The organism is Paenibacillus sp. J31R30 (genome assembly GCF_059692115.1).
Map to the genome: position 1 here is coordinate 999,775 of NZ_JCAUAV010000001.1, position 19,647 is coordinate 1,019,421.

At 43.7% G+C, this 19,647-nt stretch carries 17 protein-coding genes; 16 read left to right on the forward strand and 1 reads right to left on the reverse strand.

The genetic code is table 11. The features are described from left to right. Window positions 1–29: 29 nt before the first annotated feature. Window positions 30–260 carry a DUF2626 domain-containing protein gene (locus tag AC58QO_RS03600; protein ID WP_029196536.1) on the reverse strand — a complete coding sequence of 77 codons (231 nt, stop codon included), beginning with the start codon at window positions 258–260 and terminating at the stop codon, window positions 30–32. A gap of 388 nt (window positions 261–648) precedes the next feature. On the opposite strand from AC58QO_RS03600, the gene AC58QO_RS03605 reads away from it, so the two are divergent. From AC58QO_RS03605 to AC58QO_RS03680, 16 genes are all read left to right on the forward strand, one after another. Further along, window positions 649–1,302 carry an RsfA family transcriptional regulator gene (locus AC58QO_RS03605; RefSeq protein WP_497263925.1) on the forward strand — a complete coding sequence of 218 codons (654 nt, stop codon included), beginning with the start codon at window positions 649–651 and terminating at the stop codon, window positions 1,300–1,302. A 137-nt stretch (window positions 1,303–1,439) separates the two neighbouring features. After that, on the forward strand, window positions 1,440–2,393 hold the full coding sequence (locus AC58QO_RS03610; protein ID WP_497263926.1) for a ketopantoate reductase family protein: 954 nt from the start codon (window positions 1,440–1,442) through the stop codon (window positions 2,391–2,393). Between the two features lie 13 nt (window positions 2,394–2,406). Further along, window positions 2,407–2,808: a DUF3397 domain-containing protein gene (locus tag AC58QO_RS03615; protein WP_497263927.1), complete on the forward strand. Its 402-nt coding sequence runs from the start codon at window positions 2,407–2,409 to the stop codon at window positions 2,806–2,808. Between the two features lie 388 nt (window positions 2,809–3,196). Continuing rightward, the gene (locus tag AC58QO_RS03620) at window positions 3,197–4,882 is read left to right on the forward strand and encodes a peptide ABC transporter substrate-binding protein (RefSeq protein ID WP_497263928.1); all 1,686 of its coding nucleotides are present in this window, start codon (window positions 3,197–3,199) and stop codon (window positions 4,880–4,882) included. A gap of 96 nt (window positions 4,883–4,978) precedes the next feature. Continuing rightward, complete coding sequence (locus AC58QO_RS03625; protein WP_497263929.1) at window positions 4,979–5,911, forward strand: ABC transporter permease; 933 nt, start codon at window positions 4,979–4,981, stop codon at window positions 5,909–5,911. A 3-nt stretch (window positions 5,912–5,914) separates the two neighbouring features. Beyond that, window positions 5,915–6,847, forward strand: a complete 933-nt coding sequence (locus AC58QO_RS03630; protein ID WP_497263930.1) for an ABC transporter permease — start codon at window positions 5,915–5,917, stop codon at window positions 6,845–6,847. A 13-nt stretch (window positions 6,848–6,860) separates the two neighbouring features. Beyond that, window positions 6,861–7,898, forward strand: coding sequence for an ABC transporter ATP-binding protein (locus AC58QO_RS03635; protein WP_497263931.1), 1,038 nt, complete (start codon window positions 6,861–6,863; stop codon window positions 7,896–7,898). Further along, window positions 7,891–8,865, forward strand: a complete 975-nt coding sequence (locus AC58QO_RS03640; RefSeq protein WP_497263932.1) for an ABC transporter ATP-binding protein — start codon at window positions 7,891–7,893, stop codon at window positions 8,863–8,865. Before AC58QO_RS03635 ends, AC58QO_RS03640 begins: the two co-directional genes overlap by 8 nt. Window positions 8,866–9,020: 155 nt before the next feature. Beyond that, window positions 9,021–10,658, forward strand: coding sequence for a bacillithiol biosynthesis cysteine-adding enzyme BshC (gene bshC / locus AC58QO_RS03645; protein ID WP_497263933.1), 1,638 nt, complete (start codon window positions 9,021–9,023; stop codon window positions 10,656–10,658). Between the two features lie 11 nt (window positions 10,659–10,669). Next, window positions 10,670–11,932 (forward strand): adenosylhomocysteinase, encoded by a 1,263-nt coding sequence (locus AC58QO_RS03650; protein ID WP_497263934.1) that lies wholly within the window; start codon window positions 10,670–10,672, stop codon window positions 11,930–11,932. A 186-nt stretch (window positions 11,933–12,118) separates the two neighbouring features. Next, on the forward strand, window positions 12,119–13,204 hold the full coding sequence (locus AC58QO_RS03655; protein WP_497263935.1) for a DUF4349 domain-containing protein: 1,086 nt from the start codon (window positions 12,119–12,121) through the stop codon (window positions 13,202–13,204). A gap of 125 nt (window positions 13,205–13,329) precedes the next feature. Continuing rightward, a complete protein-coding gene (gene mraZ / locus AC58QO_RS03660; RefSeq protein ID WP_497263936.1) occupies window positions 13,330–13,767 on the forward strand; it encodes a division/cell wall cluster transcriptional repressor MraZ in 438 nt (145 codons plus the stop codon). 69 nt (window positions 13,768–13,836) lie between these two features. Next, window positions 13,837–14,787, forward strand: coding sequence for a 16S rRNA (cytosine(1402)-N(4))-methyltransferase RsmH (rsmH, locus tag AC58QO_RS03665; RefSeq protein WP_497263937.1), 951 nt, complete (start codon window positions 13,837–13,839; stop codon window positions 14,785–14,787). A 19-nt stretch (window positions 14,788–14,806) separates the two neighbouring features. After that, on the forward strand, window positions 14,807–15,268 hold the full coding sequence (locus AC58QO_RS03670; protein ID WP_497263938.1) for a septum formation initiator family protein: 462 nt from the start codon (window positions 14,807–14,809) through the stop codon (window positions 15,266–15,268). Window positions 15,269–15,283: 15 nt separating this feature from the next. After that, the gene (locus AC58QO_RS03675) at window positions 15,284–17,602 is read left to right on the forward strand and encodes a penicillin-binding transpeptidase domain-containing protein (RefSeq protein WP_497263939.1); all 2,319 of its coding nucleotides are present in this window, start codon (window positions 15,284–15,286) and stop codon (window positions 17,600–17,602) included. A gap of 89 nt (window positions 17,603–17,691) precedes the next feature. Further along, window positions 17,692–19,620 (forward strand): stage V sporulation protein D, encoded by a 1,929-nt coding sequence (locus AC58QO_RS03680; protein ID WP_497263940.1) that lies wholly within the window; start codon window positions 17,692–17,694, stop codon window positions 19,618–19,620. The last annotated feature ends 27 nt before the right edge of the window (window positions 19,621–19,647 follow it).

A 19,647-nucleotide genomic window follows, 5' to 3' on the forward strand; every position in this document is an offset into this window, starting at 1 on the left:
CCGATTCACCTTTTTGTTTGTCATCTGCGTTAGACGGACATTTTGAAAAATGACCAATACGTAAATCCGCTGAAGGAGATAATCATATATCCCCAGAACAACAATATGTAAGTACGTTCTGACAAGCGCATATAGCCTAGAATGACGAATACGGCAGTTTGAAAAAAGAAAATCAGAGACATAGGTATCATATCGCCAGCTAAGCTCATTAGTGCGATAACAAGTGTCCAAAAACCTAGAACCCGAAACATGCGATCCATTCTCGTTACATCCCCCTCTCGTACCACGTTGCACAATAACTACAACACATTATACCGTTTGATCCAAGTGGTGTAAACCGTCAAACGGTGACGAAATTGAAAACATTTCATCATATAGACGTAGTATGTCTTTTTATACGAATCCCATGTATGAGGGTCAAAAAATTTGGCAATACCATTTAGTATCAAATAGATTCTATGAACTCTAGTACGGGCATAGAAATAGTAATAATGGCAACGAATCAATTGATACCTGTCTGACTAATTGATTCTTCTTTATGATGCATCTGCAATAGGAGAGAATTTGATCAGGAATCGAAGCTCCCGAAAAGGAGAGACTTTGCTCTCCGACCAAAGATCCCTATAATTTGTTAGGAGGTTTGGCCTTATGTCGGCAATTAGACAAGATGCTTGGAGCGATGAAGACGACTTAATTTTAGCGGAATTGACATTGCGTCATATCCGGGAAGGAAGCACACAATTATCTGCGTTTGAAGAAGTTGGAGAGCGCATTGGACGAACAGCGGCCGCGTGTGGGTTTCGTTGGAACAGTTTTGTTCGGAAGAAGTATGAGGCAGCGATTCAAATTGCCAAAGCACAGCGTCAGAAACGGACGCAATTGAAAAAGCATGCACCCGTTTCGATTTCGGGCTCATCTTCGATTGGTTTGCTTGATAGCCCAGAGGTGCCAGCAGGCAAAAATGAAGTATTTACAGAAGAGACGCTTTCGATAGATGCTGTCATTCGTTTCTTAAGGCAGTGGCGCAACACCTATCAGGATATGAATCGTCATATCAAAACGTTGGAAAAAGAACTGCAGGAGAAAGAGGACGAACTCGATAGACTTGGCAGAGAAAATAACAAGTTGAATAAGCAAGTAAATGAAGTTGAAACTGATTATCGTGTTGTCAATGATGATTATAAAGCGCTTATTCAAATTATGGATCGTGCTAGGAAGATGGCTTTCCTGGTTGAGGAAGAGGAAGAAGAGAAGCCTCGTTTCAAAATGGATGCCAATGGTAATTTGGAAAGAGTAGATTGAGCGATTGTCAAGATGCAAGCAGGAGTCACAGATCAAGGAGAGCCTTGGTCTGTGACTTTTTTGCTGTATCTTAAGAGGACAACTTTGTTGTTGTTTTATATAATAGTGGTTATATGAAATAAGGGTGGTTGAATGGCATGCATATCATGATCATTGGAGCGGGCTCTTTAGGACTGCTTTTCGCCTCGAAGCTTGCCCCTTTTTGCACACAATTAACGGTAGTGACAAGATCGGATGAACAAGCAAAGGCATTGGATCAGCAAGGAATAACGATTGATGGGATATCTTCACAAGAGGCTAAGAATGGGCAACCAATCGTTTTCTGCAGCTATGCCGATGAAGTGAGGGGAGAAGTCGCTGCGAGAGCGCAGCCAGTAGACTATATTCTCCTCATGGTGAAACAAACAGCGATTTCTCCAAAACTTATCAATTATCTTAAAAGTATAATGTCGAATCACACCTATCTAGTCTGCTTTCAAAACGGGGTAGGTCATGAATTGAAATTAAGCCAAGCTATCGAGGGAGCTAAGCTTTTATTCGCGGTTACGACGGAGGGGGCGAAGCGAAACAGCTCGACTTCAGTCAGCCATACAGGTCATGGAATCACCTATTTTGGGGATATGGAAACGGATAAGAAGCTTACGGAAGATAACCAACATATTTTTTTCGTGCAGTTGTTGGAACTAGCAGGATTTCATGCGGTTTTGTCGAAAAATATGGAAGTCAGAATCTGGAGTAAGTTAGTGATTAATGTGGTCATTAACCCGCTAACAGCGATTTTACGCGTGCAAAATGGTGAATTACTTCGTTCCGAGTGGACACGTTCGCTCATGCAAGATCTCTATCAAGAAGTGCTCCGCCTGGCCGTGGCCAAAGGCATCAAGCTTCCGGATGATCTGTGGTCTACTATTATTGAAGTGTGTCAGGCAACGAGTGCGAATCATTCCTCCATGCTGCAGGACATTGAAGCATCGCGGCACACCGAAGTTGATTATTTGAATGGCCGCTTAGTTGAAATGGGTAATGAAATGGGGCTAGAGCTTCCCGCGCATCGTATGGTGTATAGAATGATTAAAGCGATAGAAAAATAAGAGGTGACTCTTCTTGCTGAGTGGTTTCGTTAGTCTATTATCTACTTTATATGCCATGCTGGCCGTAGCGCCATTTATTACGTTTGTGCTTTTTTGGTTTCTCATCTATCTATTTCTGAAGGATAAGAAGATGACTACAAGGTTTACTATGGATGTCACAACTTTGTTTCTATTAGGATCCGTATCTTTGATGTGGAACAAACTCTTTCATACCCAGTTTGGTTTCTGGCTGATTGTACTAATGTTATTGATTGCATTTGGTATTATTGGGGGTTATCAAAACCATTTGAAAGGGCAAACTAATTTAATTAAAGTAGGCAGGCTTGTATGGCGTCTTAGCTTTGTGGGCTTATCTACGCTATATATCCTATTGTTTTTCATTCATATCGGGAAAAACTACCTTTTTTCAACATAGACGGTAATGAAATTACCTAATTTTGGTTGATTTGGGCAATAATTTAGTGGATGTTTGTAATATTTATTTGAGATTTGTAGAAAATAACAAACAAAATCGTCTAGATTTTATTGACCGTTGGTTGTATAATTAAAAACCGTGAGAGTAAATTTTTTTACCAGTGAATTAGTCAAAGGTAAATTATTTGTGGACAAACTCATTGTATATGTTATAATTCCTTGCGTAGACTCTAGTAATTTTTTTTACCAGAGATCTAAGTAATGTAACATAACATTAAAGAAGCGGTTTCATTGATCTCCGGGTTAAAGGTGTAAGGTTTATGTAAATAAAGCTAACAAAACACCTAACCATAGATGTCTAGACATACATATTTTAAAGGAGGAGTTTTATGAAAACGACAAAATGGGTTTCTACAGCAGTAGCACTAACGCTCATGGGTAGCGTAGCAGTTGGTTGTGGTAAGAACGAGGAAACAACACCAACGACATCACCAACTGGTGGGGCAACAGGTACTACAGCTCCAGCTTCCAACAAGCCGCAAGAAATTAAAATCAATTTCTCAGCAGAGCCACCTGTTATGGATAGCTCCAAAGCAACAGCAAATGCTGCTTTTACTTTCATTAGCGCATTTAACGAAGGTCTATATCGTACAGATAAAGATGGCAAAGCAACTCCTGGTCTTGCAAAAGATTTCCCTAAAATTTCCGCTGATGGTCTAACGTACACGATTGATATTCGTGACAACGCGAACTGGTCAGATGGTACACCAGTTAAAGCTCAAGACTTTGCTTATTCCTTCAAACGTACTTTGGATCCAGCTACAAAAGGTCAATACAGCTTCGTAGTAGCATGGATTAAAGGTGGAGAAGCTGTAACTAAAGCTAAAACTCCTGAAGATGTGAAAAAAGCTCAAGACGCTCTAGGCGTTAAAGTTCTTGGCGACAAGCAACTTCAAATTACACTTGAAAAGCCGATTGCATTCTTTACACAAATGCTTGCTTTCGGAACTTTCTTGCCACAACGTGAAGATTTCGTAACTAAAGCTGGCGACAAATACGGCGCAGAAGCTGACAAAGTTATCGGTGCTGGTCCATTCATCTTGAGCAAATGGGATCATGGTCAAACACTTGAGCTTGTTAAAAACGAAAAATATTGGGATGCTGCTAATGTGAAATTAACAAAAGCAACAATCAATATCGTAAAAGACACAAATACAGGACTTAACCTATATGAAACAAACGCGGCTGATTTGACTGAAATCAACCGTGACCAATTGACTTTGTACAAAGGTAAACCGGACAACCTGCCTAAACCAGAGTTGACTAACTCATACCTCATGTACCAAACGAAAAAAGTTCCAGCTTTGGGTAACAAAAAGATCCGTCAAGCTCTTGGTATGGCAATCGATCGTCAAGCTTACGTAGATACAGTACTTGCTAACGGTTCCGTAGCTTCCACTGGTCTAGTACCAGGTGGTACTTCTGACGGTGCTGGCGGCGACTTCCGTAAAACAGCTGGAGATACACAACCTAAGTTCGACGCTGCTAAAGCAAAGCAATTGCTTGCTGAAGGTCTAGCTGAGCTTGGTTTGAAAGAACTTCCAAAAATGAAAGTGAACGCGGATGATACTGAAACTGCGAAAAAATCACTTGAGTTTATCCTTGCACAATGGAAACAAAACCTTAATTATGTTGCTGAAGCGAACCCAGTTCCTCACGCATTGCGTATTGAGCTTTCCTCCAAGAAAGATTTCGAAATCGTTCTTTCCCTATGGGGCGCAGATTACAACGATCCAATGACGTTCTTGGATATGTGGGTAACTGGCGGCGAGTTTGATGAAGGTGATTACAGCAACGCAGAATACGATAAGCTTGTAAAAGGTGCTCAAACAGAAACAGACGTTACAAAACGTGCGAAAGCATTAGTTGATGCTGAGAAAATCCTTATGGACGATCAAGGTGTAGCTCCATTGTACTTCCGTACTCGTGCTTACTTGAAAAAACCAACAGTTAACGGTTTGATTCTTCCTTCGTTTGGTCAAGAGTGGGAATTGAAATGGACTACAATTAAGTAATTCAAAAGTAGTTATTAGCAGAAGGGGCCGTTCGCACCTCGTGGGAGCGGCCTCTTCTAACTTTCTTGTTTTATATTTTAATAAAGGAGGAGCAATATGATTAAGTTCATTCTTCGCCGTTTCCTATATGCGCTTATTACGTTATGGCTAATTGCAACATTCACTTTCGTCTTGATGAAAAACTTGCCAGGTAATCCACTAGGAGAAGGCGCTGAGAAGATTCCGAAAGCAACGAGAGATATGTTAATGAAGCAATATGGTCTGGATAAGCCATTGTGGCAACAGTACTTGACATTCATGAACAATATCATCCACGGCGATCTAGGAGCTTCCTTTCAATTCCCTGCTCACAAAGTAACAGATATTATTAAACAAGCTTTCCCATCATCTTTGGAGCTTGGATTGATTTCAATTGCGATTGCGATTATTGTTGGTTTGACTTTAGGGATCATTGCAGCCTTGAAACATAATAAAGCTGGCGACTATACAGCTATGTTCATTGCGATTTTGGGTGTTTCCATCCCGTCATTCGTGCTCGGTCCAATGCTTTCTTATTACGTTGGTGTTAAGTGGGGAATTCTTCCTGCAGGTTTGTGGAAAGGTCCAGAATACAAAGTTTTACCAGCAATTGCTTTGTCCTTTGGTACCATTGCCATTTTGGCGCGTTTAATGCGTACGTCCATGTTAGACGTATTGAATCAAGATTATATTAAAACAGCGAAATCTAAAGGTTTGTCAAATTTGACAGTTGTCGTTAAGCATACGATTCGTAATGCGATATTACCGGTTATCACAATTATCGGTCCAATATTTGTAAACGTCATCACAGGTACGTTAGTAGTTGAGCAAATTTTTAGTGTACCAGGTTTGGGTAAACATTTCGTATCATCAGTGTATTCAAATGACTATACAATGATATCTGGATTAACCATTTTTTACTCAAGTATATTGATCGTCGTTATCTTTATTACTGACGTTGTGTACGGTTTAGTAGACCCTAGAATTCGTCTTGGGAAAGGCGGGAAATAACTCATGCAAACTCCAAATGAATCAACAGAGACTAACTACAAGTTTGCTCCCGTTTCAAATAAATCTTTAACTGGTGAAGTGATTGTTAGACCTTCGCTCAATTATTGGCAGGACGCATGGAGACGACTTAAGAAAAATAGACTGGCTATGGCTGGCTTAATTATATTGGTTGCTTTAATCGTACTATCGATTATCGTACCATTTGTTTCAAGCTACGATTATCAGACACAAAACTTAAAACTTAAAAATGCAGCTCCAAGTGGTTCTCACTTCTTCGGAACAGATGACTTTGGTCGTGATGTTTGGACTCGTGTGTGGTGGGGAACTCGTATTTCCCTGTTTATCGGTATTACCGCGGCTTTAATTGATTTGGTTATTGGGGTTATTTATGGCGGTATTTCTGCTTATTACGGTGGAAAAGTCGATGAGATCATGCAACGTTCTATTGAGATCGTTTATGCCATTCCTTTCTTGTTGATTGCCATTCTTTTGATCATGGTTATCGGCTCGGGGGTTTCCTCCATCATTATCGCCTACAGTATTACAGGCTGGGTGCCTATGGCGCGGCTCGTTCGTGGGCAAATGCTCACGCTTAAAGAACAAGAATTCGTTCTGGCTTCACGCACATTGGGGGCTTCTCCCATGAGAATAATTATGCGTAGCTTGATCCCGAATGCTCTTGGTATAATTATTGTGCAGATTACATTCGTTGTACCTTCTGCGATCTTTACTGAAGCGTTTTTGAGCTTTATTGGTCTTGGTGTTAAGCCTCCTCTGGCCTCGCTAGGTAACTTGCTGTCAGACGGAGCTAACTATATTCGGTTATATCCGCATCGCCTAATTTTCCCGACGATTATTTTCAGCTTGATCTTGTTGAGCTTCAATCTTCTCGGCGATGGGCTTCGTGATGCGCTAGATCCAAAAATGCGCAAGTAAGAAGGGGTGAATAATGATGAGCACCAAAAACAATTTACTTGAAGTGAAAGATCTACGAGTTTCATTCCAAACGTATGCGGGTGAAGTTCAAGCTGTTCGCGGCGTATCTTTTTCTTTGAAAAAAGGTGAAGTGTTGGCGATTGTAGGTGAATCTGGCTGCGGTAAATCCGTAACGGCACAAACGCTCATGCGTTTAATTCCTACTCCGCCTAGCTATATAAAAAGCGGTTCTATCATGTTTGACGGGAAAGTGGATATTACGAAGCTTTCCAACAGACAGATGGAGAAAATTCGTGGCTCCGAAATGGGAATGATTTTCCAGGATCCAATGACTTCGTTGAATCCTACGATGAAAGTCGGCGATCAAATCACGGAAGGTTTGATCAAACACGAAGGTTTGAGCAAGAAAGCAGCAACAGAGAAAGCTATCGAAATTCTCAAGCTTGTTGGCATCAACTCCCCTGAAGGTCGTATTCATCAATATCCGCACGAACTCTCAGGCGGTATGCGTCAACGTGTCATGATCGCTATTGCACTAGCTTGTTCGCCTAAGCTGCTTATTGCAGATGAGCCTACAACAGCGCTAGACGTAACGATTCAAGCACAAATTATTGATTTAATGAAGACGATCTCGGAAAAAACGGATTCTTCCATTATCTTAATTACGCATGATCTTGGTGTTGTAGCTGATATGGCTAATCGTGTTGTCGTTATGTACGCAGGAAAAATCATTGAACAAGGCACAGTAGATGAAATTTTCTATGAGCCGCAGCATCCATATACATGGGGCTTGCTTCGTTCGGTGCCGCGGTTGGATACGAACGCGAACGAGGAGTTAGTACCAATTCCAGGTACGCCGCCAGATTTGTTCGCTCCGCCAAAAGGGTGTGCATTCGCAGCTAGATGTCCATATGCGATGAATCACTGTCTGGAAGAAGATCCAGCTCACTCTGTGTTGTCTGAAACACATTCTGCAGCTTGCTGGTTGCTTCACCCTGACGCGCCGAAAGTTGAACGTCCTGTAGGAGTGGGAGGTAAGGGGCATGTCTAAAACATTGTCGAAGTCAGAACAACCCATTTTGCAAATTCGCAATATGAAGAAGCATTTCAATCTTGGAAACGGCAAGATTTTGAAAGCCGTAGACAATTTTTCTATAGAAATTAAACGTGGCGAAACGTTTGGTCTCGTTGGGGAATCAGGTTGTGGGAAATCCACTGCAGGGAGAACCATTATTAAGCTTTATGACGCTACAGAAGGCGAAGTTATTTTCGACGGTGAAGATGTTCATAAGCTAAGTGGGAAAAAGCTCAAGGAATTTAACCGGAATATGCAAATGGTATTCCAAGATCCTTACGCATCCTTGAACCCGCGTATGACGGTAGGGAATATCATTGCCGAAGGTATTGATATTCATGGTCTATACACAGGTGCGAAACGTAAAGAGCGCGTTATGGAACTACTTCGTGCTGTTGGTTTGAACGATGAGCATGCTAGTCGTTTCCCTCATGAATTCTCCGGTGGACAACGTCAACGTATTGGGATTGCCCGTGCGCTTGCGATTGAACCGAAATTCATCATCGCCGATGAACCGATTTCTGCATTGGACGTTTCCGTACAAGCTCAAGTCGTTAACCTTTTCAAAAGATTGCAAAAAGAAATGGGCCTAACTTATTTGTTTATCGCGCATGATTTGGCGATGGTTAAGCACATCTCCGACCGTATCGGGGTTATGTATTTGGGGAACCTTGTAGAGGTTACTACATCCGACGCTCTTTATGCCAAACCGTTACACCCGTATACACAATCACTACTTTCCGCGATTCCGATCCCGGATCCAGAAGTTGAACGTACGCGTGAACGTATCATTCTTCAAGGCGATGTACCAAGTCCGCTCAACCCGCCAAGTGGTTGCCCGTTCCGTACGCGTTGTCCACAAGCCATGGCGAAGTGCGCAGATTCCATGCCGCCTAGCAAAGAAGTGGAACCGAATCACTTTGTTGCTTGTCATTTATACTAAAAACGCAGCCGTCCCGAGAGGGGCGGCTTTTCGTTGTTATGTATTCACTACATAATTGTAATTAGAAAAAATACAGTTTTGACGATTTCATGCCTTACGTGTACAATTAAAGGATAGTTGTTTTATTTGTTATGAAGAGGAGACACTAGTCGCATATGCAAATGGAAACTTTTCATTGGAAGAAAAATCAGAAATTGGCGGAAGATTATATAGCAAGATCAGGCAATGCGAAATCGTTATTTCCAACCCATTTTAGTAACGAGTCCGATTGGCAATCTCGGGTCCGTTGGTTGGATGAAGCAAGTAATGCTCCTCATGTCCAACGTGAGAGCCTGGTAGGTGTGCTGGAGGCCTACAATAAGCGTATAGGGAATACAGGGGCGGCTTTGGAGCATGTTGCAGCTTTAGGCAGTAAGGAAACTCTTGCAGTCGTAGGTGGACAACAAGCAGGTTTGTTTGGCGGTCAGTTGATGATTCTCTATAAGGCAATAACCATCATTCAGTTAGCGCGTGAATGGAGGGCGAAATTGCAGCGTGCCGTTGTCCCTATTTTCTGGATTGCGGGCGAGGATCATGATTTCGATGAAGTAAATCACGTGCATGTCCTCTCCAATGCGCAGCAGATTGAGAAGTTGAAGGTAGAGCACCCGACAGGGCTGCGCACATCAGTAAGTCGGCTCCCATTGTCACCAGAAGCGTGGGAAGAGGCCTTGAATAAACTGGATCAGTCGTTGATGGACACAGAATTTAAAGCTTCTTTACTGGATAAAATGCGATCAGCTACGAATCATGGTACGACGACGCTCTCGGAGGCTTTTGCGCGTTGGATGGCGATGTTGTTCGGCGAATATGGTCTTGTGCTTGTGGATGCTGATGATCCTGCTCTGCGTTCTCTGGAATCCTCGATGTTCGAGGGAATTATTGAGCAGAATGCTGATTTTGCAACGGCCTTACTGCAAAGCCAAGCGGAAGTTAGTCAAGCTGGTTATGGAATTCAAGCAGAGATTCATGAGGACGCGGCAAATTTATTCGTTTTTGCTGAAGGTCAGCGTTTGCTGCTGCACCGTGAGGGTGAACATTTTACAGATAAGAAAAATACGATTACATTTACGAAGGCCGAGCTTCGCGATAAAGCGATGACGTCACCTGATCAGTTGAGCAATAATGTTATGTCTCGGCCGCTTATGCAGGAATATTTGTTTCCGGTTCTAGCGACGGTGCTAGGTCCTGGAGAAATAGCATACTGGGCGTTAACGAAGAAAGCCTTTGAGCATTTCCATATGCGTATGCCGATCGTGGTGCCACGGATGGAGTTTACGTTAATTGAAGGCACGATCAAGAAACAAATGGATAAATACGAGCTTACCTTCACCGACGTGCTGGAGCATTTTGATGAGAAGAAGCAAGCTTGGTTGGATGCGCAAGATACTTTGCAGCTGAATGACCGATTTGAGGCTGTGAAGGAAGCATTCCTCAGCAGTTATGCACCGCTTGTCGAATCTCTTCATATGATTAACCCTGGCGTCAAAAAGCTAGGAGATACGAATCTTGCGAAAATAGTAGAACAGATCGATTATTTGCATCATAAAGCAAGTGAAGCGTCTCATACGCAATTCGATGCGGCGATTCGCCAATTGGACCGTGTTCGACTCACGATATTTCCATTGGCCAAGCCACAAGAAAGAGTGTATAATGGGTGTGCCTATCTGAACCGTTATGGTAATGCTTGGCTACATACATTAATTGAGACACCGATACCCGTAGATGGCTTGCATCGTATTTATTATTTGTAGGAGGAACGATAATGACAACTGCAACAAACAGTATTGTAACTGATATGGCGCTAGCGCCTGATGGTCATTTGAAAATTGATTGGGTTCAGGCGCATATGCCTGTTTTGAATCGTATTCGTGAGCAATTTGAGAAAGAGCAGCCTTTCAAAGGTTTGAAAGTAACGATCTCCTTGCATTTAGAAGCGAAAACGGCATACCTGGCTAAAGTAGTTAAAGCTGGTGGCGCCGAAGTTACAATCACGGGAAGCAACCCGCTATCTACACAAGATGATGTCTGTGCTGCGCTTGTTGAAGATGGGATTACTGTATTTGCAAAATACAACCCAACTCCTGAAGAGTACAAAGAACTTCTTATCAAATCCTTGGAGTCCAAACCAGATCTAATCATTGATGACGGTGGCGACTTGGTCTCACTTCTTCATTCGGAACGTAAAGATTTGGCTGTCAACGTACGCGGTGGCGCAGAAGAAACAACAACAGGTATTCTACGCTTGAAAGCGATGGAAAAAGAAGGAAAGCTTGCTTTCCCGATGGTTGCTGTTAATGACGCGTTCTGTAAATACTTGTTTGATAACCGTTACGGAACAGGTCAATCCGTTTGGGATGGCATCAACCGTACGACTAACCTAGTTGTTGCAGGTAAAACAGTTGTTGTTGTAGGTTATGGCTGGTGTGGTAAAGGTGTGGCCATGCGTGCTAAAGGCTTAGGCGCTAATGTCATCGTTACTGAAATCGATGCAATTAAAGGCGTAGAGGCTTATATGGACGGTTTCGCTGTAATGCCGATGATCGAAGCAGCGAAATTGGGTGATTTCTTCGTAACCGTTACTGGTAACCGTGATGTTATCCGTGGTGAACACTACAAAGTCATGAAAGATGGCGCGATTCTTTCCAACGCTGGCCACTTTGACGTTGAAGTGAACAAACCTGAGCTTGAGGCTTTGTCTTCCTCCAAACGTACGGTACGTCGTAATATCGAAGAATACCAATTGCACGATGGTCGCAAAGTGTACATTCTTGCTGAAGGCCGATTGGTTAACTTAGCTGCTGGTGATGGTCACCCGGCTGAAATCATGGATATGACATTTGCACTTCAAGCAATGTCATTGAAGCATGTGAATGATTCATATCAATCGTTAGGCAAAACAGTTGTTAATGTTCCTTATGTTCTTGATGAGCAAGTTGCTCGCTTCAAGCTTGAGTCACTGGGTACAAGTGTTGATGCTCTGTCAGATGAGCAAAAAGCTTACCTCGATAGCTGGGATGAGCACTAGGATATAAATAATGCCCTTCGGTCCGTTTTTTTTGGACTGGAGGGTGTTTTTTTGTATTTAAAAGAGCCCCTACGTCCCAAATTATTTACAATATTTAAGTTGATCGTAAATTCCATGCAACTTTCAAATCATCCACTCCGTTTGAAGGGTGTAATAACCTAAAAATGGAAATGGGGCATGGTGCAAATGGGGGGTAAGACTAGAACAAATTTAACATTGTTAATTATGCTGTGTTTTTTAGTGTCAGGTGTACTTGCAGGTTGCAGTTCCTCCTCTTCGCAGAGCAAACAGGAATCGTCCACCTCAGCGTCAAAAGGTGAAATGCTGCAAACGCAGTCAGCGGGTGCGTCTTCGGATCAATTTGCAACTGGCAAAGATATGAATTCGAGTAATGCTGCTCCAGCGGCCAAAGCTGAAGTTGCGGCTATATCTCCCAGCACTTCCATCGGTAAAACCGTGCCTAACGTCGCAATTGCTGCAAGCGGGAATGATCAAGAGGCCGGCTTTAATCGTAAGCTCATTTATCGAGCTAATCTGGTTATGCCTGTCGAAGACTACGCGAAGGCCCAAACCGCACTTCGGGATCTCGTTGCACTAAGCGGCGCATACATTTTACAGTTCTCTGAGAATGCCAGTACTGGTGAAAAGGGCGGCACCTACACCATTAAAGTGGCAGCAAACGGGTTTGTTTCTATGCTAGACGGACTAGAGAAGATCAGTCCGTCCTTACAACGCAATGTGCAGGGGCAGGACGTGACCGAAGAATATGTAGATCTAAGTTCACGATTAACGGCCAAACAGCTCGTGGAAACCAGACTGCTTAGCTTTATGGAGAAGGCGTCTAAGACCGACGATCTCCTTGCATTTTCGAGTGAGTTGGCTAAGGTGCAAGAGGCTATAGAGCAAATTAAAGGCAGAATGCGGTACTTGGATCAAAATGTTTCGTACTCCACGATCGAGCTGCGCATGTATCAGCAAACGGGAAAAAAGCCGCTGCTTTCTGACCCGAATGAACTAACTTTAGCAGAGCGTGTTGAAAAAGCATGGGGCTCAAGCCTGAATGTATTGGCCGCAGTTCTGCAAGGAGTCCTTGTTTTTCTGGCAGCCGCGGTGCCAGTTTTGGTGCTTTTACTCCTAATAGCTATCCCATTCTGGGTATACAGACGCAAACGGAACTCACAATTGAAGGAACTGCGATTACAGTTGAAAGAGCAAAATACATCTGAAAACGAACCCCGAGAGTCAGAGCAAGGAACAAAAGGCACAGAATAGACCTAAAATATGAAATAAATTTAATTAATCCTGCTAACTAAGCAGGATTTCTTTTATTTTTAGCGAATATTGATTCAAATGTGGTGGAAAGTGGTAGAAAGTGGAGGGAAAGGGGACCCGATGCTATGTTTATGGGCGAATATCAACATAGCATTGACGAGAAAGGCCGAATGATTATTCCGGCTAAATTTCGTGAAGCCCTTGGCGAAGCTTTTGTCATCACCCGTGGATTGGATCAATGTTTATTCGTATACCCGCAATCAGAATGGTTAATACTCGAACAGAAGCTGAAAGCATTGCCATTAATGAAGTCAGATGCACGTGCCTTTACCCGGTTTTTCTTCTCTGGTGCAACAGAGTGTGAGCTTGATAAGCAGGGTAGAGCCAACATTCCCAGTAATCTCGCCACCCATGCCAAATTGGAGAAGGATTGTGTCGTTATCGGTGTTTCTAATCGTGTGGAGATTTGGAGCAAGCAAGTTTGGGAAAGCTATGCCAATGAGTCTGAACAGTCATTCAATGAAATAGCAGAGAAGCTGGTCGATTTTAATTTTGACTTATAGAAATTTAGTGTTAAAGAATATGCTTACGAAGTCAGTTTTGCCAAGGCAAAACTTTTAGGAGGACAACAAGTGTTTCATCATGTGACTGTACTTAAAGAAGAATCTGTAGAAGGTTTACATATAAAACCAGATGGCGTTTACGTGGATTGCACGATGGGAGGAGCAGGACATAGCTCTTTAATCGCATCCAAACTAGGTCCAGAAGGGTTGCTCATTGCCCTAGATCAAGATGATATTGCGCTAGCAAATGCTCAAACCGTACTTGCACCCTATCTAGATCGTGTAGCGATTATTAAAAGCAACTTTAGAGACATGGTGCATGTTCTTAAAGGTGTACCCAAAGCGATGAAAGATGGTAAACCTCAGGTCGATGGCATTTTGTTCGATCTCGGCGTGTCTTCACCTCAGTTGGATGATGGTGATCGTGGATTTAGCTACAATCAGGATGCAGAGCTCGATATGAGAATGGATCGCGATACAACTTTAACCGCTAAGACGATCGTAAATGAGTGGCCTGCTGACAAAATTGCAAAAATTTTATTCGAATATGGGGAAGAAAAGTTCTCGAGACGAATTGCTGGTGTCATTGTAGAAGCCAGAGAGAAGAAACCGATTGAAACAACGGGTGAACTTGTTGAGTTGATCAAAGAGGGGATTCCAGCAGCCGCTAGGCGGACTGGTGGTCACCCAGCTAAGCGCAGCTTCCAAGCGTTACGGATCGCCGTGAATGACGAGCTAGGCGCATTTGAAGAAGCGCTGCAACAGTCGCTGAACTGTCTAGCACCTCAAGGTCGCATTGCGGTCATCACGTTCCACTCCTTGGAAGATCGCATTTGCAAACAATTTTTTGTGAAAAATGTGGAGAAATGTACGTGTCCGCCGGCTTTCCCTATGTGCGTGTGCACCAAATCGGGAGATTTGAAGCTGGTTACCCGCAAGCCAATTCTACCAAGTGAACATGAGCTGGAAGTGAATCAACGAGCCAGATCCGCGAAGCTGCGAATAGCAGAAAAGCTTTGAACCAAGGGAGGAATAAACGATGTCATCATATATTCAAGGCAATTTGGCACTTGATCCGAAGCGTAAAGCGAATCCTGGGCAACGTGTAAAGATAAAAGAAACGACCAAAGTGGTATATCGTAATTCCTCTTTACCGGCCCAAGAAAAAATGCTTTACTTATTCACGGTAGTTCTTTGCGTTATTGTTGCGGGGGTTATCATTTGGCGGTTCGCTGCTATCTATCAGATGAATGCGAATATTTTGAAAATGCAAGGCGAGATTCGAGAGATTCAAGCACAGAACAGCGCGCTCAAGCAAGAAGTAGAGAAGCTGCAAAGTCCTGATCGTTTAAAAGAGGAAGCCGTGCGCCTCGGGTTTAATTTACAAGATGAGAAGCAAGGTAATGCCGTGGCTCAAGCGACGACTACTACGAAATCGAAATCTAGTGCAACGACTGCTACAACGAGTAGCAAAGGTACGAAATCAGCTTCTAAACCGTAACAGGCAGGTACTCATATGACTAAAAAAATTAAGCTGCGTTCTTTGCTAATCGGAGGGTTTTTCACCCTTCTTTTTGTTGTCCTCATGGTGAAAGTCTATTGGATTCAAGTCGTAGAAGCATCCTGGTTGCTAGAGAAGGCCGAGAAAAGATGGGAAACAGATAAGGTCTTAACCCCTGTGCGTGGCTCTATTCTCGATCGGAACGATAAGGTGCTTGCTGTTGAGGCTACTGCGTATACGATCGCTTTAAATCCGAAAGTCATCGATGCTTTGCACATTGCAGAGGATGTGACGCAAGGATTAGCGGATATCTTGAAAGAATCCGAAGCGTCCCGTGCGGAACTAGTGAATAAGATTCGCGAAAGAGCAACAAAGAAGAATTTAGATGGCACAGACTTCGCTGCGAACGTCGAAGTGAGGAACGAAGGCTGGAAGATTGAGAAGGAGAAGGCGGATCAGGTCCGTACACTCATCACCAATCTGCAGACGAAGCTGAAGTTAAGCGCCAAAGCAAATGTAGGGATTTCAATTCTTGAAGATAAGAAAAGATACTATCCTGGTGAAACCTTGGCCTCGCATATTTTGGGGTATACGAATAAAGAGGGCGAAGCAGCACTCGGGCTTGAGCTCAAATTAAACGATACGCTGAAGGGTGTTCCAGGCATGCTAAGCTATGAAAAGGATGGCAAGGGTGTCGAGCTTCCTGATGCCAAAGTCAACTTTAAGCCTGCAGAAGACGGAAATAATGTCAGACTGACGATCGACAAAAATATTCAATTTTATTTAGAGAGCGCTTTAGCGAAAGTGAATGACAAATGGCACCCGAAGAGCTTAACGGCTATCGCGGTTGATCCCAAAACAATGGAAATTCTAGGGATGGCGAATACACCTACCTTTAATCCAAATTCGTATTGGACGATCAAAGATCAAAGTGACTTTAGAAATGGCGCGATTGCCTCACGTTATGAGCCGGGCTCTACATTTAAGCTAGTTACCCTAGCCGGAACTGTGGAAGAGGGATTATTTAATCCGACGGAAACCTATCAATCCGGTGCAATTAAAGTCTCTGACCGCATACTTCATGACCATAATCTCGTCGGTTGGGGGAAAATAACGTTCTTAGAAGGACTTAAACGGTCTAGTAACGTTGCCTTTGTGAAGCTAGGTATTGAGAAGCTAACACCACCTAAACTTAGCGAGTATATTGAGAAATTTGGGTTTGAACAGAAAACAAATATTGATATGCTAGGCGAAGTTTCGGGGCTTGTGGATATGAAATATCCTTCTGAGTACGCAACAGCAACCTATGGGCAAGGTAAAGTCGTTGTTACGGCAATCCAGCAAACAGCAGCGTATGCAGCGATTGCAAATGGCGGTAAATTGATGTGGCCGCATATAGTGAAAGATATTATCGATCCCAAAACGGGCAAAGTCATTTCAGCTGTTGAACCCCAAGTGGTGAGACAAGTTGTCAGCCCGCAAACGGCAGCGCAAGTGAGCAGCTATTTAGAGCAAGTCGTATCCGACCAAGAAGTTGGGACAGGTAAGCTTGCCTTTATGGAGGATTATCGTGTTGCGGGGAAAACGGGAACGGCCAATGTCGTACTTCCTGGTGAAAAAACATATTCATCCGATACGTGGGTAATCTCGTTTATTGGCTATGCGCCTGTAGAAGATCCGCGAATCCTCATTACGCTAATTGCAGATCAGCCTGATCTTGGCGGAAACTACCATCTAGGTGGTCAAGTGCTTGCACCTGCTTTTAAAGAAATTGTAGGCGAGTCTCTGCAGTACATGGGTGTGGCTTCTAGTAAGAAGCCCAAAACGGTGACAAAAGAAGCGAATAGGCTGAATGTACCGAATTTTGCCGATGTTTCTGCAACCAACGCCAAAGGGACGGCTAAAGATATCGGATTATCGCTCGAAGTATTCGGCAAAGGCGATAAGGTAGTTGATCAATTCCCGAAGGCAGGCACTCAAATATTATCAACGCAGCGCATTTATGTTGCCATGCAGCCTGTCGAGGAAATGCCACTGCCGAATCTAGTAGGCAGATCGCTTCGAGATGCTGTTGAGACGTGCTCCTTCTTCAAGGTCGAATGTCAAACCACCGGAGAAGGCTATGTGTCAGAGCAATCGGCTGCTGGTGAAGGCCGAGAGGTTACGCTGCAGCTTAAACCGTTAGGTGATAAGTCGTCATCAGTGACAGCCGGATCAACGCCTGTTACGACACCATCGGGTTCGCCGCCACCGACACCAAAGTCAACGCCCAAACCAACGCCTACGCCAAATTCCAAAACGGAGACGCAACGAACAGCTTCAAATAAACCTTGATCGTGAACAGCTTGTTCTAACCCCTGTTTGTCCCGAATAGTCATGTTAGGAATGAACATGTCCATAGTGGGAAGGGAGACTGAACGTTCATGCGGGTTTCTAACGTTACCGTTCGTCGCAGATTGTTTACTGCGTTAATCATCGGAACTGTCATCTTTACAGCACTTATCATCCGCTTAGCCTATGTCCAGCTTGTGATTGGACAAGACCTTGCGAAGTTGGCCGAGAACAGTTGGCGAAGAGAGATTGGTTTTGCACCAAAAAGAGGCGAAATTCAAGACCGTAATGGCTTGACGCTTACGTATAGTATGAGTACCCCCACATTGGTGGCTATTCCTGTACAGATTAAAGATGCCCACGCCACAGCTGCTAAGCTGGCAGAGGTGTTGGATGGTAATGAAGATGACATTTACAAGCAAATTACGAAGAAAGCCATGCAAAACTATATAAAGCCTTCGGGTCGTAAAATTACGATCGAAAAAGCGCAAGAAGTGCGTGATCTACAGCTGCCTGGGATCGTGGTAGCGGAGGATAATAAGCGCTACTATCCTTATGGTTCGCTTGCTGCGCATATTCTTGGCTTCGCAGGGATTGATAAAGGACTAACGGGGATTGAGTCGAAATATAACTCGCAATTAACAGGCATCGCAGGGAATATTGCCTATATGACAGATGCAGCTGGCCGGAAATTAGCTGGCACAACAGATACCTATACACCGCCCAAAGATGGGCTGAATGTGAAGCTGACAATTGACAGCCATTTGCAATCGGTAATGGAACGTGCGTTAGATCAGGCAATGGTGCAATATCAAGCGCAGAATGTCATTGCTATCATGATGGATCCGAATACCGGTGAGATTTTGTCAATGGGGAGTCGTCCGACCTATGATCCTGCTAAATATTTGGAGTCACCTGCCGAAATCTATAACCGGAATTTACCGATTTGGAAAACGTATGAGCCTGGGTCTACATTTAAGATTATTACACTAGCCGCAGCGCTGGAAGAAAAGAAAGTAGATCTAAAGAATGAGCAGTTCTATGATCCTGGCTCCATTGAGGTTGGCGGCGCTAGGCTGCGCTGTTGGAAACGCGGTGGGCATGGCAGCGAAACCATGCTTCAGGTTGTTCAAAACTCGTGTAACCCAGGCTTTGTCGTCATGGGTCAACGTTTAGGTAAAGAGAAATTATTTGACTATATCTCCCGATTTGGTTTTGGGAAGAAGACAGGAATTGATCTTGGCGGGGAAGAGAACGGGATTATGTTCAAACCGTCGCAAGTAGGTCCTGTGGAACTTGCAACAACAGCTTTTGGTCAAGGGGTCTCGGTTACTCCGATTCAACAAATTACTGCCGTTTCCGCTGCGATCAATGGAGGCAAGTTGTTTAAGCCATATCTGGCAAAATCATTTTCTAATCCAGACACAGGTGAAGTTGTTGATGTTGTCGAGCCAGAGCTGGTGCGGAATGTAATCTCGGAAGATACCTCGCGACAAGTTCGTGAAGCGCTGGAGAGCGTCGTAGCCAAAGGAACGGGTCGCAATGCGTTTATTGATGGTTACCGTGTTGGCGGGAAAACAGGAACGGCACAGAAGGTCATCAATGGCCGTTATTCGCCGGATGAGCATATCGTTTCCTTCATTGGCTTTGCACCAGCGGATAATCCCAAAATTGTTGTCTATGCCGCAGTTGATGATCCGAAAGGGATTCAATTCGGGGGTCTAATTGCAGCGCCGTTAGTAAGAGATATCATGGCAGATGCCCTGCGTTACATGAAGGTAGAGCCAGACAAAAATCAACTTGACAAAGAGTACCGGTACGGTGAAATTCCTGTAGTTGAAGTTCCGGACTTGGTTGGCGCGTCAGTTGATGATATATTAGAAGACCTGAACATGAATTTTAGGTTAGCAAAGTCAGGGAATGGGAAGTATGTCATCTCACAAGCGCCTAAAGCAGGTTCGCGCGTGGATCAGGGCTCAACGATACGTATTTTCTTGTCGGATGTTGATCCTGAGAAGTAGCTGCCATTCACACAATTTTAAAAAAAC

Coding starts and splice junctions, on each gene's coding strand:
- AC58QO_RS03600 (WP_029196536.1), bottom strand. CDS start 260: ATGGATCGCATGTTTCGGGTTCTAGGTTTTTGGACACTTGTTATCGCA.
- AC58QO_RS03605 (WP_497263925.1), top strand. CDS start 649: ATGTCGGCAATTAGACAAGATGCTTGGAGCGATGAAGACGACTTAATT.
- AC58QO_RS03610 (WP_497263926.1), top strand. CDS start 1,440: ATGCATATCATGATCATTGGAGCGGGCTCTTTAGGACTGCTTTTCGCC.
- AC58QO_RS03620 (WP_497263928.1), top strand. CDS start 3,197: ATGAAAACGACAAAATGGGTTTCTACAGCAGTAGCACTAACGCTCATG.
- AC58QO_RS03625 (WP_497263929.1), top strand. CDS start 4,979: ATGATTAAGTTCATTCTTCGCCGTTTCCTATATGCGCTTATTACGTTA.
- AC58QO_RS03630 (WP_497263930.1), top strand. CDS start 5,915: ATGCAAACTCCAAATGAATCAACAGAGACTAACTACAAGTTTGCTCCC.
- AC58QO_RS03635 (WP_497263931.1), top strand. CDS start 6,861: ATGATGAGCACCAAAAACAATTTACTTGAAGTGAAAGATCTACGAGTT.
- AC58QO_RS03640 (WP_497263932.1), top strand. CDS start 7,891: ATGTCTAAAACATTGTCGAAGTCAGAACAACCCATTTTGCAAATTCGC.
- bshC (WP_497263933.1), top strand. CDS start 9,021: ATGCAAATGGAAACTTTTCATTGGAAGAAAAATCAGAAATTGGCGGAA.
- AC58QO_RS03650 (WP_497263934.1), top strand. CDS start 10,670: ATGACAACTGCAACAAACAGTATTGTAACTGATATGGCGCTAGCGCCT.
- AC58QO_RS03655 (WP_497263935.1), top strand. CDS start 12,119: ATGGGGGGTAAGACTAGAACAAATTTAACATTGTTAATTATGCTGTGT.
- mraZ (WP_497263936.1), top strand. CDS start 13,330: ATGTTTATGGGCGAATATCAACATAGCATTGACGAGAAAGGCCGAATG.
- AC58QO_RS03670 (WP_497263938.1), top strand. CDS start 14,807: ATGTCATCATATATTCAAGGCAATTTGGCACTTGATCCGAAGCGTAAA.
- AC58QO_RS03675 (WP_497263939.1), top strand. CDS start 15,284: ATGACTAAAAAAATTAAGCTGCGTTCTTTGCTAATCGGAGGGTTTTTC.
- AC58QO_RS03680 (WP_497263940.1), top strand. CDS start 17,692: ATGCGGGTTTCTAACGTTACCGTTCGTCGCAGATTGTTTACTGCGTTA.